General features: G+C 74.8%; 14 protein-coding genes. 8 read left to right on the top strand and 6 right to left on the bottom strand.

Annotated features, from left to right (window positions below; genetic code table 11):
- Position 1: 1 nt before the first annotated feature.
- From QRN56_RS08910 to QRN56_RS08925, 4 genes are read left to right on the top strand one after another with little or no spacing between them, the layout of a single operon-like run.
- Positions 2–1,039, top strand: a complete 1,038-nt coding sequence (locus QRN56_RS08910) for an ABC transporter permease (RefSeq protein ID WP_285102510.1) — start codon at positions 2–4, stop codon at positions 1,037–1,039.
- On the top strand, positions 1,036–1,872 hold the full coding sequence (locus tag QRN56_RS08915) for an ABC transporter permease (protein WP_285102511.1): 837 nt from the start codon (positions 1,036–1,038) through the stop codon (positions 1,870–1,872). The genes QRN56_RS08910 and QRN56_RS08915 overlap by 4 nt, the downstream gene beginning before the upstream one ends.
- Positions 1,869–3,614, top strand: coding sequence for a dipeptide ABC transporter ATP-binding protein (locus QRN56_RS08920; protein WP_285102512.1), 1,746 nt, complete (start codon positions 1,869–1,871; stop codon positions 3,612–3,614). The genes QRN56_RS08915 and QRN56_RS08920 overlap by 4 nt, the downstream gene beginning before the upstream one ends.
- Positions 3,611–4,519: an ROK family protein gene (locus tag QRN56_RS08925; protein ID WP_285102513.1), complete on the top strand. Its 909-nt coding sequence runs from the start codon at positions 3,611–3,613 to the stop codon at positions 4,517–4,519. The genes QRN56_RS08920 and QRN56_RS08925 overlap by 4 nt, the downstream gene beginning before the upstream one ends.
- Positions 4,520–4,598: 79 nt before the next feature.
- Here the strand turns inward: QRN56_RS08925 and QRN56_RS08930 are convergent, their stop codons facing one another.
- Both QRN56_RS08930 and QRN56_RS08935 read right to left on the bottom strand, forming a co-directional pair.
- Positions 4,599–5,018: an Hsp20/alpha crystallin family protein gene (locus QRN56_RS08930; RefSeq protein ID WP_285102515.1), complete on the bottom strand. Its 420-nt coding sequence runs from the start codon at positions 5,016–5,018 to the stop codon at positions 4,599–4,601.
- A gap of 103 nt (positions 5,019–5,121) precedes the next feature.
- Positions 5,122–6,120, bottom strand: a complete 999-nt coding sequence (locus QRN56_RS08935; protein ID WP_285102516.1) for a S66 family peptidase — start codon at positions 6,118–6,120, stop codon at positions 5,122–5,124.
- A 78-nt stretch (positions 6,121–6,198) separates the two neighbouring features.
- Here QRN56_RS08935 and QRN56_RS08940 point away from each other — a divergent pair, with 78 nt between their 5' ends.
- Positions 6,199–6,552, top strand: a complete 354-nt coding sequence (locus QRN56_RS08940) for a VOC family protein (RefSeq protein ID WP_285102517.1) — start codon at positions 6,199–6,201, stop codon at positions 6,550–6,552.
- A 30-nt stretch (positions 6,553–6,582) separates the two neighbouring features.
- Here QRN56_RS08940 and QRN56_RS08945 read toward each other — a convergent pair whose 3' ends face one another.
- A complete protein-coding gene (locus QRN56_RS08945) occupies positions 6,583–7,770 on the bottom strand; it encodes an XdhC family protein (protein ID WP_285102518.1) in 1,188 nt (395 codons plus the stop codon).
- Positions 7,771–7,919: 149 nt separating this feature from the next.
- On the opposite strand from QRN56_RS08945, the gene QRN56_RS08950 reads away from it, so the two are divergent.
- On the top strand, positions 7,920–8,408 hold the full coding sequence (locus tag QRN56_RS08950) for a dsRBD fold-containing protein (RefSeq protein ID WP_285102519.1): 489 nt from the start codon (positions 7,920–7,922) through the stop codon (positions 8,406–8,408).
- Positions 8,409–8,415: 7 nt separating this feature from the next.
- Here QRN56_RS08950 and QRN56_RS08955 read toward each other — a convergent pair whose 3' ends face one another.
- Entirely contained in the window at positions 8,416–9,054 is a 639-nt protein-coding gene (locus QRN56_RS08955; RefSeq protein WP_285102521.1) for a hypothetical protein, read from the bottom strand.
- A gap of 78 nt (positions 9,055–9,132) precedes the next feature.
- Here QRN56_RS08955 and QRN56_RS08960 point away from each other — a divergent pair, with 78 nt between their 5' ends.
- Together QRN56_RS08960 and QRN56_RS08965 are read left to right on the top strand one after the other, a co-directional pair.
- Positions 9,133–10,443, top strand: coding sequence for a molybdopterin molybdotransferase MoeA (locus tag QRN56_RS08960; RefSeq protein ID WP_285102522.1), 1,311 nt, complete (start codon positions 9,133–9,135; stop codon positions 10,441–10,443).
- A 40-nt stretch (positions 10,444–10,483) separates the two neighbouring features.
- Positions 10,484–10,918 (top strand): molybdenum cofactor biosynthesis protein MoaE, encoded by a 435-nt coding sequence (locus QRN56_RS08965; RefSeq protein WP_285103139.1) that lies wholly within the window; start codon positions 10,484–10,486, stop codon positions 10,916–10,918.
- Here the strand turns inward: QRN56_RS08965 and QRN56_RS08970 are convergent.
- Together QRN56_RS08970 and QRN56_RS08975 are read right to left on the bottom strand one after the other, a co-directional pair.
- Positions 10,884–12,323, bottom strand: coding sequence for a glycosyltransferase family 4 protein (locus QRN56_RS08970; protein WP_285102524.1), 1,440 nt, complete (start codon positions 12,321–12,323; stop codon positions 10,884–10,886). The genes QRN56_RS08965 and QRN56_RS08970 overlap by 35 nt on opposite strands.
- Positions 12,324–12,399: 76 nt before the next feature.
- Positions 12,400–13,782: an ABC transporter substrate-binding protein gene (locus QRN56_RS08975; RefSeq protein ID WP_285102525.1), complete on the bottom strand. Its 1,383-nt coding sequence runs from the start codon at positions 13,780–13,782 to the stop codon at positions 12,400–12,402.
- Positions 13,783–13,841 lie beyond the last annotated feature (59 nt).

Genomic DNA, 13,841 nt, shown 5'->3' on the forward strand with positions numbered 1-13,841 from the left:
CATGACGACAGCCATCCCCGCCCGGAGCGGGGCCGTCGAAGCCGGTGCCGCCGCGCCCGCGCCCGTCAGGGCAGCGCGCGGCGGCTTCGGCCGCTTCCTGATCCGCCGCGTGCTCCAGGCGCTCGCCGTGATCCTCGTGGTCAGCGTCATCGTGTTCGCGCTGCTGCACGCGCTGCCCGGCGGCCCCGCCCGTGGTGTGCTCGGCCAGCAGGCCACCCCCGAGCAGATCGCCGCGTTCGAGGCCGCCAACGGCCTGGACCAGCCCGTGGTGCTCCAGTACCTCTCGTTCCTGGGGCGGTCGCTGACGGGCGACCTCGGCGAGTCGTACCTGCTCAACCAGTCGGTCTCCGACGCCATCGCGCTGCGGCTGCCCAAGACGCTGCTGCTGACCGGGCTCTCCCTGGTCGTCGCGGTGCTCGTCGCCGTGCCGGCCGGCATCTACCAGGCCGTGCGCCGCAACCGCGCCGTCGACTACTGGCTGTCCACGCTGGCGATCGTCGCCTACTCGACCCCCACGTTCTTTCTCGGGATGCTCCTGATCCTGCTGCTCAGCCAGAACGCCGGGCTGTTCCCCGCGGCGGCGCCGCAGGGCACGGGGATCGCCGAGGTGCTGGCCCAGCCGGCCGGGCTCGTGCTGCCCGTGCTCACGGGCGCGGTGCCGATCGTGGCGACGTTCAGCCGCTACATGCGCTCCTCCACCCTGGACAACCTCGGCGAGGACTACGTGCGCACCGCCCGGGCCAAGGGCACCGCCTACCGGCGCGTCGTGCTCCGGCACGTGCTGCGCAACTCGCTCACGCCGGTCGTCGCGATGCTCGGCTACTACCTGCCCGTCATGTTCGGCGGCGCGCTCGTGGTGGAGCAGCTCTTCAACTACCCGGGCATGGGCCTGCTGTTCTGGAGTGCCGCGCAGAGCAGCGACTTCCCGGAGCTGCTCGGCTGCGTGCTGGTCATCTCGGTGGCCACCGTCGTGGGCTCGCTGCTGGCCGACCTGCTCCAGGCCCTCCTGGACCCGCGCACCCGAGGAGGTCTGCGATGACGGGGCTGCGCAGGTTCGCTCGCAACCGGCTCGCCGTGGTGGGCGCCGTGGCGCTCGCGGTGCTGGTGCTGTTCGTGCTCGTCGGCCCGCTGGTGTACCCCACCGAGCAGGTGGCGACCGACCTCGGCGCCGCCAACCTGCCGCCCGGCGTCGACGGGCACCCCCTGGGCACGGACGCCCTCGGCTACGACAACCTGGGCCGGCTGACGGTCGCCGGCCGGGTGTCGCTCCTGGTCGGCGTGCTGGCCGGGGCGCTGGCGACGGTGGTCGGCACCCTCTGGGGCGCGGTCGCCGGGTACGTGGGCGGCGTCGTGGACGCCGTCATGATGCGCGTGGTCGACGCCGGCATCGCCATCCCCGCGATCTTCCTGCTGCTGGTGCTCTCCACCATCGTGCGGCCGACGGTCGGCATGATGATCGTGGTGCTGGGCCTGGTGTCCTGGCTGGTCCCGGCCCGGCTCATCCGGGCGGAGGCGCTGTCCGTCCGCACGCGCGACTACGTGGTGGCGGCCCGCGCGATGGGCGCCACGCACCGCCGCACCGTGCTCACGCACGTCATCCCCAACACCGTGGGCACCGTGGTGGTGAACGCGACGTTCCAGGTGGCCGACGCCATCCTGCTCGTGGCCTACATCAGCTTTCTCGGGATGGGCGTCCAGCCGCCCACGACCGACTGGGGCGCCATGCTCAACGACGGCATCAACTACATCTACCAGGGCGCGTGGTGGCTCATCCTGCCGCCGGGCCTCGCGATCGTCATCGTGGTGTGCGCCCTGAACTTCGTGGGCGACGGGCTGCGGGACGTCGTCGACGTGAAGGGGAGGACCGCATGAGCGACGTCGTCCTGCGCATCGCGGACCTGAACGTCACCTTCGACACCGACTCGGGGGAGGTGCCGGCGGTGCGCGGCATCGACCTGGAGGTGCGGCGCGGCCGGGTGGTGGCGCTGGTGGGCGAGTCCGGCTCCGGCAAGAGCGTCACCTCGCTGTCCGTCCTGGGCCTCCTGCCCGCGACGGCCCGGGTGTCGGGTTCGGTCGAGCTGGCCGACGGCGAGGCCTTGCGCGACGTCGTCAGCACGCCCGAGGAACAGCTCGTGGACCTGCGCGGCCGCGTGGCGTCCATGGTGTTCCAGGAGCCGATGACGGCGCTCAACCCGACCATGACGCTCGGCGACCAGGTGGCCGAGGCCGTGCTGAACCACGAGCGCGTGCCGCGCGCCCTCGCCCGCGAGCGGGCCGTGGAGCTGCTGCGGTCGGTGGGCATCCCCGAGCCGGAGCGGCGGGCGGGGCAGTACCCGCACGAGCTGTCCGGCGGGCAGCGGCAGCGCGTGGTCATCGCCGTCGCGCTGGCCTGCGAGCCTCGCCTGATCGTCGCGGACGAGCCCACCACGGCGCTCGACGTGACGGTGCAGGCCGGGATCCTCGACCTGCTGCGCGAGCTGGTGGCGCAGCACGACACGGCGCTGCTGCTGGTCACGCACAACATGGGCGTGGTGGCCGACCTTGCCGACGAGGTGGCCGTGATGAGCGGCGGCCGGATCGTGGAGCACGGGCCGGTCGAACAGGTGCTGCTGGCGCCCGCGCACGAGTACACGCGGGCGCTGCTGGACGCGGTGCCGGCGGCGCCGCCGGCGAGCACGGTCTCCGTGGGCGCCGGCTCGGTCGGTGCTGGTTCTGTCGGCGCGGCTTCGGTCGGCGCGGCCGCGCCACCGGCCGAAGGCCCGGGCGACGACCGCGAGATCGTGCTCGACCTGCGCGGGGTCAGCCTCGAATACCGCGTGCAGGGCCGGCACGTGCGCGCCGTCGAGAACCTCGATCTGACCGTGCGCGCCGGCGAGATGCTGGGCCTGGTCGGCGAGTCCGGTTCGGGCAAGTCGACGGCGGGCCGGGCCTGCCTGGGCCTGCTCGCGCCGTCCGAGGGCGAGGTACTCCTGCTCGGGACGTCGGTGGCGCGGGCGCGCGGCCGGGCACGCCGACGCCTGCTGGCCGACGTCGGCGTGGTGTTCCAGGACCCAGGCGGGTCGCTCGACCCGCGCCGGCTGGTGGGCGAGTCGATCGCGGAGCCGCTGGCGATCCACGGTCGGGACGGGCGGCGGCTGTCCCCGGCCGAGAAGCGGGCGCGGGTGCGCGAGCTGCTCGACGCCGTCCGGCTGCCGGCGGGTGCGGAGCGGCGCTACCCCCACGAGTTCTCCGGCGGGCAGCGGCAGCGCATCGGGCTCGCCCGCGCTCTCGCGCTGCGCCCCCGCCTGCTGGTGGCCGACGAGCCGACGAGCGCGCTGGACGTGTCCGTGCAGGCCGAGGTGCTGCAGGTGCTGCGTGACCTGCACGCGGAGCTGGGGTTCGGCTGCCTGTTCATCAGCCACGACCTGGGCGTGGTGCACGAGCTGACCGACCGCGTGGCCGTGCTGCGCTCGGGCCGCCTCGTGGAGAGCGGCGCGACGGCGGAGGTGTTCAGCGCGCCCCGCGAGCTGTACACCGCCGAGCTGCTGGCCTCCGTGCCGACGCCGGACCCGGTGGCGCAGCGCGAGCGGCGCGCGGCGCGGCTGCGGCTCGCCGGCACGGGCGGGGACCTGTGACGGACGCGCCCACGGCGGGCGTCGACATCGGCGGCACCAAGATCCGTGCCGCCCTCGTCACGCCCGACGGCGAGGTGCTCGCCTCGGCGACCGCGCCGACGCCGTCGGGCGGCCGGGCCATGCTCGACGTCGCGGCGGAGCTGGTCGCGCGGGCGTCCGCGACGGCGGGGCGGAGTGCGGCCGGCATCGGGGTCGGGGCGGCGGGCGTGGTCGACCCGGAGAGCGGCGAGGTGCTCGCGGCGAGCGACTCCTTCGTCGACTGGGTGGGCACCAACCTGCGCTCGGGGCTCGCCGCCCGGACCGGGCTGCCGGTGACGGTCGCGAACGACGTCGACTCGTTCCTCGTGGGCGAGGCGACCTGGGGCGCCGTCCGTGGCGTCCGGTCGGCGGCGGGCATCGCGCTCGGGACCGGCGTCGGGGGAGCGCTGTGGCTGGACGGTGCGCTGTACCGCGGTGCGGGCGCGGCCGGGGAGATCGGGCACATGCCCGGCTTCGGCGACGCGCGGTGCACCTGCGGGCAGCGGGGGCACCTGGAGACGCTCGCGTCCGGACGGTCGGTGGAGCGGCGGTACGCGGAGGCGGTCGGGCCGGACGGCGGCGGACCGGACGGCGTCGGCGCCGCGGAGATCGAGGCCCGCGCGCGGGCCGGGGACGAGGCGGCGCTCCGCGTGCTCACGGACGCGGGCCGGGCGGTCGGGTCGGCCGTGCTGGTGCTGGCGGCCCTGCTCGACGTCGGCCACGTGGTGGTGGGCGGGGGGCTGGCCCACGCCTGGGACCTGCTGGAACCCGCGATCCGGGCCCGGCTGGCGAACGAGCCGCCGGTCTCGGGGCACACGGTCGAGGTGCGTCGGGCGGTCCTGGGCGGCGACGCGACGGTCGTGGGCGCGGCGGCGCTGGCCCGTTGAGGGTCTGCCCTGGCGCCAACGACGACGGCGCCCGGCCGCGGTGTGCGGTCGGGCGCCGTCGGGTGGCTGCCTGAGGGGATCAGGCGGCGGTGGTGACCTCGATGCGCTGCGGCGTGGTGCCGGCGAAGACGCCCGGCACGGTGACCGTCAGCACGCCCGCGTCGTAGGACGCGCGGACGACGTCGCCGTCCACGGCCTTGGGCAGCGTGACGACGCGGCGGAAGGAGCCGAAGCGGACCTCCGAGATGCGGCGGCCCTCGGACTCCTCCGAGCGCTGGTCCTTGCGCTCGCCGCGCACGACGAGCTTGCGGCCCTCGACCTCGACGGTGATGTCGTCGGCCGGGTTCACGCCCGGCAGGTCGAGGCGGGCGACGAGGTCCTCGCCCTCACGGTAGACGTCGGCCGCGGGCACGACGCCCTCGGAGACGCCGAGCTGCTGGCTCCACGGCTCGCGGAGCCAGGTGCTGGCGAACGGGGAGCGGGTAAGAACGGTGGTCATGATGTCCTCCTCCGGACGGGTCTGATGACGGGTACAACCTGAGTCGACCCGACTCAATTTCCGGGTTCGCCGACGGCGGACGTGGCCCCTCTCGCACCCCGTGTCAGTGGCGGGTGATCGTCAGGCTCGCGTCGTCCGGGCTGACGGCGACCTCCGCCGTGCCGCCGACCGGGATCGTGAGCAGCGGGCTGGTGTGCCCGAAGTCCACGCCGGCCAGCACCGGCTTGCCGGCCAGTGCGGGCTGGCGCGCGACGATCTCGTCGAGCGCCGCCCGCGTCATGCCCGTGGCGGTCTGGAACCGGCCGACCACCAGCCCGGTCACGCCCCCGGCGTCGGGCAGCTGGAGCAGGGAGGTGAGGTTGCGCGCGAAGGCGACCGTGTTCGACTCGAAGTCGTCCTCCAGGAAGAGCAGCGCCCCCTCCAGCGACGGCATGTTCGCGGTGCCCTGGAGCAGGTTGAGGGTGCAGAGGTTGCCGCCCACGACCCGGCCGGAGGCCTGCCCCGGGCGCAGCCGCCACCAGCCCTCGTTGGCCACGGGGGTGCGGGCGTCCTGGTCGGCGAACCACAGGTCGTCGGTCCAGGCGCGGGAGGGTTCGACGGCGATCGGGGCGTCGTCGGTCACCGCGGCGCGGAACCAGTCGCCGGTGGGCTCGAAGTGGTCGCGCATGCCCCAGCTCGACCAGTGCGGGCCGGAGTAGGTGACCAGGCCCGTGCGGGCGAGGATCGCGTTCTGGAGCGCGGTGATGTCCGAGTAGCCGCAGAACACCTTGGGGTGCGCGGCGATCAGGTCGAAGTCCAGGTAGGGGAGCAGCTCGTTGCTGTTGAACCCGCCGATGACCGTGAGGATGCCCGCGACGGCCGGGTCGGCGAACGCGGCGTGCAGGTCGGCCACCCGGTGCTCGATCGAGGAGCTGCGGAACTGGTCGTCCTCGTCGACGTGCTCGCCGAACGTCAGCGTGAGTCCCATCGCGGCGAACCGCTCGTCGATCCAGCGGGTGTTGTCGTGCTCCATGATCATGGCCCGCGACCTGGCGGGGGCGATGACGCGGACGGTGTCGCCGGAGCGGAGCCGGGGCGGGACGATGGTTGCGTGCGCTGACATGCCCGCAGCCTAGGACGGCGCCGCCGTCGTCGGCCCCTGATTTCCCGAGAACGGATTTCCTGCGAACTGGAGGACACCGTGCGCGCGACACGCATCATGCCCAACCTTCGGGTGGCCGACCTCGAGGCGGCGAAGGGCTTCTACACCGGCTACCTCGGGCTGAGCACCGAGGAGTTCGACCTGGGCTGGGTGGCGCGGTGCACCTCGCCCGAGACGGGGGCGATCGTCCAGCTCGTCACCCGCGACGCGACCTCGCCCGAGGACGCGGTCGTCTCGGTCCACACGCCCGACGTCGACGGCGCGTACGACGAGGCCCGGCAGCTCGGCTATGAGATCGTGCACCCGCTGACCACGGAGTCGTGGGGCGTGCGCCGGTTCCTCGTCCGGGCACCGGACGGCAACGTGATCAACGTGGTGCACCACCCGGACTGAGGCCGCGCCGGGCGCGGGAATCCCTCGGCCTCAGCCGTGGATCGGGCCGTCCGTCTCGCTCAGGGGACGGGCCGTGGCACCCGAGCGGGCCGCGATCAGCTCGGCGACGATCGACACGGCGGTCTCGTCCGGCGTACGCGCGCCCAGGTCCAGCCCGATCGGGCTGTGCAGCCGGTTCAGCGCGGCGGGCGGCACGCCGTCCTCGACCAGGCGGGCCTCGCGCTCGGCGTGCGCGCGGCGGGAGCCCATGGCGCCCACGTACGTGCCGGCGGGCAGGTCGGTGAGCGCCGTGTGCAGCAGGGGCACGTCGAACTTGGCGTCATGGGTCAGCACGCAGACGGCGTCGTGCGCGGAGACGCGGCCCGCCGCGATCTCGGCGGCCAGGTACCGGTGCGGCCACTCGGTCACCACCTCGTCAGCCTCCGGGAAGCGGGCCGGCGTGGCGAACACGGGGCGGGCATCGCACACCGTGACGCGGTAGCCCAGCAGCCGGCCGGCCCGCGCCAGGGCCGCCGCGAAGTCGATGGCGCCGAACACCAGGAGCCGCGGCGGCGGCGCGAACACCTGCAGGAACACCCGCGTCCCCGATCCGGTGCGCTCGCCGTGCGGCCCGTACTCGCGCAGGGCGGAGGCACCGACGGCGACCTGCCCGACGGCGTCCGAGGTCACCGCCGCGTCCAGGCCCGCGTCCCCGAGGGTCCCCTCCGGGCCGTCGGCGCCCGCCCCGGGGACGACCAGGTGCCGGCCGAGCGCGCCGCCGTCGCCACGACGGTCGCCGGCACCGGCGCCGCCGTCGTCCGCCCCGACGACCGTGGCGAGGCACACGCCCGACGGCGCCGCGCCGCCGTCGGGCGACGAGGCGCCCAGCACCTGGCCGGCGAAGGACCCGAAGCCCGGCCAGGCCGCCCGCGACAGGGGAGCGACGAAGACCTCGATGGTCCCGCCGCAGGTCAGGCCCACGTCGAACGCGTCGTCGTCGGAGACGCCGTAGCGGGCCGCCGCGGGGCGGCCGGTCTCGGCGACCTCCAGGCCGAGGTCGTACACGGCCCCCTCGACGCACCCGCCGGACACCGAGCCGATCACCTCGCCGCCCGGGCCCACGGCCATGGCGGCCCCCGGCTCGCGGGGCGCGGACCGGAACGTGCGCACCACCGTGGCCACGGCCGCGCGCTCGTCGGCACGCCACCAGCCCAGCAGCTGCGGCAGCAGATCCCGCACCCCGGCTCCCTCCTCCGCGCGAACCCGTCCTGCTGCCAGGTTCTCACTTCCGTGTCACGCGCCGAGGTCGTCCAGGTAACCGGTACGTCTGTCACGTCGCGAGGTTCGGGGCGATGATGGGGAGATCGCAACGACGCGGGGAGGACCCCATGAAAGCAGCAGTGGGCGACCGGATCGTCACGGCTTCCGGAGTGGTCGGCGGCGCGGTGCGGGACGGCGTGGTGACCGAGTGCCCCCATGGCGACGGCTCGCCGCCCTACCGGGTGCGCTGGTCCGACACGGGCGAGGAGACCCTCGTCTACCCGGGCGGGGACACATACGTGGACGCGCAGGTGGAGGCCGGCTCGCGCGACTGGGCGGAGGCCCGGCGCGGACGCGCGCTCACCTGGGACGTGCGGATCACCGTGGTCGAGGCGGCGGGCAGCACGACGGCGGAGGCCACCGTGATGAACGGCCCGCCCGACGCCCTGCGCGCCGTCGGGCACGCCAGGAAGTCACCCGACGACGACGAGGTGCCGCTGATCGGCGACGAGATCGCCGCCGGCCGGGCGCTGCGCAGGCTCGCGGACCGCCTGCTCGCGGTGGCCGAGGCGGACGTCTCCGCTGCGGTCGGGCACAAGGCGCACCTGCACCACTGAGGCGGCGCTACGCGAGGATCCCCGACGCGTCGAGCGCCGCGCGCACCTCGGGGTCGAGCCACGGTTCGACGCCCGCCCAGGTGGTGCGCCACGAGACGCCGGTGATCCGGGTGCCGTCGGGGAACGTCTCGATGTAGTCGGCCTGCAGCACCCCGTGCTCGTCGCACCAGAAGGCGTTCGCGGGACTGCCGTCCAGGAGCTGGTCGATGCGCATCGCGGAGACCGAGACGCCGTCGGGCAGCACCAGGGGCTGGGTGTCGGTGCGGACCAGCAGCGCGTGCCGGGTGCGCGCGGGGTCCGTGTCGTCGAGCTGGGTGTACTCGACCCAGGAGCCGACGGCCGCGAGCTCCAGCACCAGCAGGTACCGGGCGAACGAGGGCACGCCGTCACCGACGCCCGGCGGCAGGTCGGCACGCTCGAACGCGACGTCCACGCCGCCCGGCTCGCGCTGGTGCGACCAGCGCACCCAGCGCCGCACGTCGCCCTCGTACTCGACACGGTGGCGGGCCCGCAGCACGACGTCGGGCATCGGGCGCATCGCCAGCACCGACTCGAGCACCAGCAGGCCGTCGGCGGTCTCGGACTCCCGGCGCACCAGGGCGCCGTCCGGGGTGGTCCCGTTGTTGCTCAGCGCCTGGATGTACATGGTCGATCCTCCCGTGCGGCGAGGCTCCCGCGCCAGGGTAACCACCGCCCGGCACGCCGCGCCGGGTAGGTTGCGGACATGAGCGAGCGCGTGGACGTGGAACAGCACCGGGCCGACGTCGCGGAGCTTCTCGCGGGGTTCGTCGAGCGGCCCGGCGAGCAGTCCGCCGAGCGGCCCGGCGGTCGCCCCGTCGAGGAAGTCCCCCTCGACGGGGACGTGCTCGGCCGGGTGCTGGCGCGCGACGTCGTGGCCCCCGAGCCGCTGCCGCGGTTCCGCAACTCGCAGATGGACGGCTTCGCGGTCCGCGCCGCCGACGTCGCCGCGGCCGCCCCCGACGCCCCGGTCACGCTCCCCGTGGCGGGCGACGTCGCCGCCGCGCCGGGCGACCCGGCGCCCCTGGCGCCCGGCACGGCGGTCCGGATCATGACCGGCGCCCCCGTCCCGGCCGGAGCGGACGCCGTGGTCCCCGTCGAGGACACCGACCAGGGGACCTTCAACGGGTCCGGGGCGGCCACGGCTTCCCGGGTCGCGGTGGCCCGCGGCCGAGCGGTGGGCGAGTTCGTCCGGGAGCCCGGGTCCGACGTCGCCGCCGGCACCGTCGTGCTGCCCGCCGGCACGGTGCTCGCACCCCACCACGTGGCCGCCGCCGCGGCGTGCGGCGTGGCCCGCCTCGCGCTCGTCGCCCCGGTCTCGGTCGCGGTCGTCTCCACGGGCAGCGAGCTCGTCGGGCCGGACCGCGAGCCCGGCCCCGGTCAGATCTTCGACGCCAACGGCCCGGCGCTCGCGGCCGCGGTCCGGGCGGCCGGCGGGCGCGTGGGCCTGCGCCTGGCCCTGCCCGACGACCCGGCGGCCGTACGCGCCGGGCTGGAGCGCGCGGCGGCGCTCTGCGACCTGGTGCTCACCACGGGCGGCGTGAGCCAGGGCGCCTACGAGGTGGTCAAGGACGCCCTGCCGGAGGTCACCTTCCGTTCCGTGGCCATGCAGCCCGGCGGACCCCAGGGCCTCGGCCGGGTGGGCGGCACGCCGCTGCTCGCCTTCCCCGGCAACCCGGTCAGCGCCCAGGTCTCGTTCGTCGTGTTCCTCCGGGAGATCCTGCGGGCGGCTGCGGGTCTGCCGCCGGTGGACCGGGTGCCGGCGGTGCTCGACGACGCGGTGGTCTCGCCCGCCGGCCGGCGGCAGCTCCTGCGCGGCCGCTGGGTGCGGGCGGCCGGGCCGGGCGCGTCGGCGGGCACGGGCGGCCCGGTGGGTACGGTGCCGCACGTCGCCGTCGTCGGCGGGCCCGGTTCGCACCTCGTGGCGTCGATGGCCGCCGCGGACGTGCTGATCGACGTGCCCGCGGCCGCGACTACGCTCGAACCGGGTGCCGAGGTGGTCGTGTGGCCGCTGTGACGCCGCACCCGACGGAGAGGGACCGGTGAGGGAGCACGTGATGGACGACGCGGTGCCGGCAGAGGTCGTGCGCGTGACGCAGGAGGTCCTGGACGACGCCGTCGGGCGGGCGGTCGAGGCCGCCGTGGCCGCGCCGGAGTGCGGCGCCGTGGTCACGTTCCGCGGCGTCGTGCGGGACGACGACGGGGGCCGCGACGTGGTCAGCCTCGACTACGAGGCACACCCCGACGCAACCGCCGTCCTACAAAAAGTGTGCCAGGCGGTGGCCGCCGAGACGGGCCTCCGCGTCGCCGCGACGCACCGCTACGGGCACCTCGTGGTGGGGGACGTCGCGCTCGTCGCGTCGGCGTCGGCCGGGCACCGCAAGGAGGCCTTCGAGGCGTGCTCCCTGCTGGTGGAGCGCATCAAGGCCGAGGTGCCGATCTGGAAGAAGCAGCAGTTCACGGACGGCGAGTCCGAGTGGGTCGGTCTGTAACGATCCGCCGGACCCGCGTGACCGCCCGGCCGACCGTGCGGGGGATGCTGGCGGGCAGCAGCTCGGGGAGCCGGGCGACGCGGCCGGGCAGCGTCAGGCTCGGCCGCGACAGGCCGGGCCGCGACGGACCGGGCCGCGACCGGCCGGGCAGGTTGAGGCTCGGCAGGTTCAGGCTGGACAGCGACGGCAGGCTCGGCAGGTTGAGCGTCGGCCGGGTCAGGTGCGGCAGCGTCAGGCTGGGCACGGTCAGGCTCGGCATGTTCAGCCCGGTCAGGCCGAGGCCCGGCAGCCGCTGGATCCCGCGCACCCAGATGCGCTCGCGCACCGGCGGGGGCGGCACGTCGAGCCGGTCGTAGAACGCCTCGGCGCAGGCCCGCCAGGAGAACAGCTCCGCGTACCGGCGGGTCTCCTCGCGGGAGCACGCCAGCGCGGCGAGGCAGGCCGCGCGCAGGTCGTCGTCGACGGCGCCCGCGCCGGAGCCGGGGATGAGGTCGCGGGGACCCGGCGCGTCGAAGCCGGCCACGGGCGTGCCCGAGGCCATGGCCTCCAGGATGACCAGGCCGAACGTGTCGGTGCGGCTCGGGAAGACGAGCACGTCGGCGTCGGCGAAGTGCTGGGCCAGGTCGTCGCCCGAGAGGCGGCCCCGGAAGTGGGCGCCGGGGTAGGCGGCCTCCAGGTCGGCGCGGGCCGGGCCGTCGCCCACGACCACCTTGGAGCCCGGCAGGTCCAGGTCGAGGAACGCCTCGACGTTCTTCTCCACGGCCAGCCGCCCCACGTACAGGAAGACGGGCCCGGGCAGGTCCCGGTAGACGCCGGCCCCCGTGGCCCCGGTCGTGGCGGCCCCGGCCCCGGTGGCGGCCCGCCGGCGGGGGTGGAACTGCTCCGTGTCCACGCCGAGGCTCCACGGCGTCACGTTCCGGATCCGCCACTGGGTGAGCTGCTCGCGCATGGTCGGCGTCGCCACCAGCACGGCGCCGGACTTGTCGTGGAACTTGCGCACGTAGCGGTAGCCCGCCCACAGCGGGATCCACGACCAGCGCGCGCTCACGTACTCCGGGAACTGGGTGTGGTAGCTGGAGGTGAACGGGAAGCCGAAGTGGTCGCAGACGGCGCGCGCGTACCAGCCGAGCGGGCCCTCGGTCGCGATGTGCACGGCGTCGGGCGCGAACTCCAGGAAGCGCCGCTCCACGTCGTCGCGCGCCATGATCGGCACCCGGATCTCGGAGTAGGTGATCAGGGGGATCGTCCGGTAGCCGTCCCACGGCGTGACCACCTCGACCGCGCAGCCCATCCGGCGCAGCTCGGCCACGGTGCGCGAGAGCGCCGTGGCGACACCGTTCACCTGCGGTTCCCAGGCGTCGGTGACGATCATGATCCGCTGCGGCCGCTCGGTCGCTGTCAGCACGGCGCGATTCAACCACGTTCCGGGTGACGCGCCGACCACCGGGCCGCCGGGCGGCCCGGTGGTCGGCGCGGTCACGTCAGTCCTGGGCGTCGAGGTAGGGCTCGACGTTCTCGGTGTACGCCGTCTCGATGCGCGGCGTGACGGCCTCGAACGCCGTGGCCGGGTCGGCGCCCTCGATGATGATCTGCTCGAGCGCGTCGTTGAGCAGGGCGTCGGCGCCGGGCACGAAGACGCGGACGTCGTCCTGCGTGCGGGCCTTGTCGGCGAGCTGGTCCACCGCGGTGCGGAACTGCGGAGTCTCCTCGTAGGTGGCCTTCATCGTGTCGCTCTCCACGGCGGAGGTGCGCACGGGCATGTAGCCGGTGCTCTGCGAGAAGGTGGCGGTGTTCTCGGTGTTCGTGAGGAACTCCAGGAACATCGCGGCCGCGAGCTGCTCCTCGGGCGTCTTGGACGACGGGATGGCCAGGCCGGTGCCGCCGGTCGGGGTGCCGCCGCCCTGCGGGCCGTCGGGCAGGTAGGCCGTGCCCACCTCGAACTTCGCCGCGTCGAGCGCGCCCTTGAGCGAGCCCGTCGAGCCGATCGTGGAGGCGATGAGGCCGGACGAGAAGTCGGCCATCGCGTCGTCGGCGGACAGCGTGGCGACGCCGGACTCGTGGAAGAGGTCGTGCACGAACTGGCCGCCCGCGACGGCCTCGGGGGTGTCGAGGGTGAGCTCGAAGCCGTCGGAGTACGCCCCGCCCTGGCCCCAGATCATGTTCTCGAACCACCAGGCGCCCCACGACGGCCCGGTCGACAGGCCGAACGTCGAGCCCTTCTCGGGCACCTCCTTCTTCAGGGAGGCGTCCCACTCCTCGAGCTCGGCCCAGGTCTCCGGGCCGCGGTCGGGCAGGCCGGCGGCCTCCCAGAGGTCCTTGTTGTAGTAGAACAGCGGCGTCGAGCGGGCGTACGGCACGGCCCAGTGCCGGCCGTCGTACTCGTAGTCGGAGTAGAGCGCGGGCTGGAAGTCGGCGGCGTCGGCGTCCAGGAACTCCATGACGTCGTCGACCGGCATGATCTGGTCGTTCAGGTGGTAGCGGAACCACCACACGTCCGAGGCGATGACCAGGTCCGGCAGGTCGTCCGTCTGCGAGGCGGCCTGGAACCGCTGCGCGACCTCGTCGTAGTCGGCGCCGGCGGTGACCAGCTTGACGCTGATGCCGGTCTCGGCCTTGAAGTCGTCGATGAGCTGCTGCTCGACCTCCTGGGACGCGCCCGGGTGGTTGCTCCACCAGGTGATCTCCTGGGCGGGCTCGACCTGCGACCAGTCGACGGCCTCGGCCGACGCCTCGTCGGAGCCGCCGGTAGCGCCGACGCTCGGGCCGGCGCACCCGGCGGCGGTCAGGGCGGTGAGCGCGGCGAGTGCGGTGACGACGGCGGCGCGGGGGCGCCGGGCGGCCCTGCGGGCAGGACTGTGGGACACGGGGGTGCTCCTTGGGTTTCGTTCCGGGACGGCGCACCCGGTTCCGGGCGCTGGGGGAG

Source organism: Promicromonospora sp. MEB111, from assembly GCF_030209445.1.
GTDB lineage: Bacteria > Actinomycetota > Actinomycetes > Actinomycetales > Cellulomonadaceae > Promicromonospora.

Coding starts and splice junctions, on each gene's coding strand:
- QRN56_RS08910 (WP_285102510.1), top strand. CDS start 2: ATGACGACAGCCATCCCCGCCCGGAGCGGGGCCGTCGAAGCCGGTGCC.
- QRN56_RS08915 (WP_285102511.1), top strand. CDS start 1,036: ATGACGGGGCTGCGCAGGTTCGCTCGCAACCGGCTCGCCGTGGTGGGC.
- QRN56_RS08920 (WP_285102512.1), top strand. CDS start 1,869: ATGAGCGACGTCGTCCTGCGCATCGCGGACCTGAACGTCACCTTCGAC.
- QRN56_RS08930 (WP_285102515.1), bottom strand. CDS start 5,018: ATGACCACCGTTCTTACCCGCTCCCCGTTCGCCAGCACCTGGCTCCGC.
- QRN56_RS08935 (WP_285102516.1), bottom strand. CDS start 6,120: ATGTCAGCGCACGCAACCATCGTCCCGCCCCGGCTCCGCTCCGGCGAC.
- QRN56_RS08950 (WP_285102519.1), top strand. CDS start 7,920: ATGAAAGCAGCAGTGGGCGACCGGATCGTCACGGCTTCCGGAGTGGTC.
- QRN56_RS08955 (WP_285102521.1), bottom strand. CDS start 9,054: ATGTACATCCAGGCGCTGAGCAACAACGGGACCACCCCGGACGGCGCC.
- QRN56_RS08960 (WP_285102522.1), top strand. CDS start 9,133: ATGAGCGAGCGCGTGGACGTGGAACAGCACCGGGCCGACGTCGCGGAG.
- QRN56_RS08965 (WP_285103139.1), top strand. CDS start 10,484: ATGGACGACGCGGTGCCGGCAGAGGTCGTGCGCGTGACGCAGGAGGTC.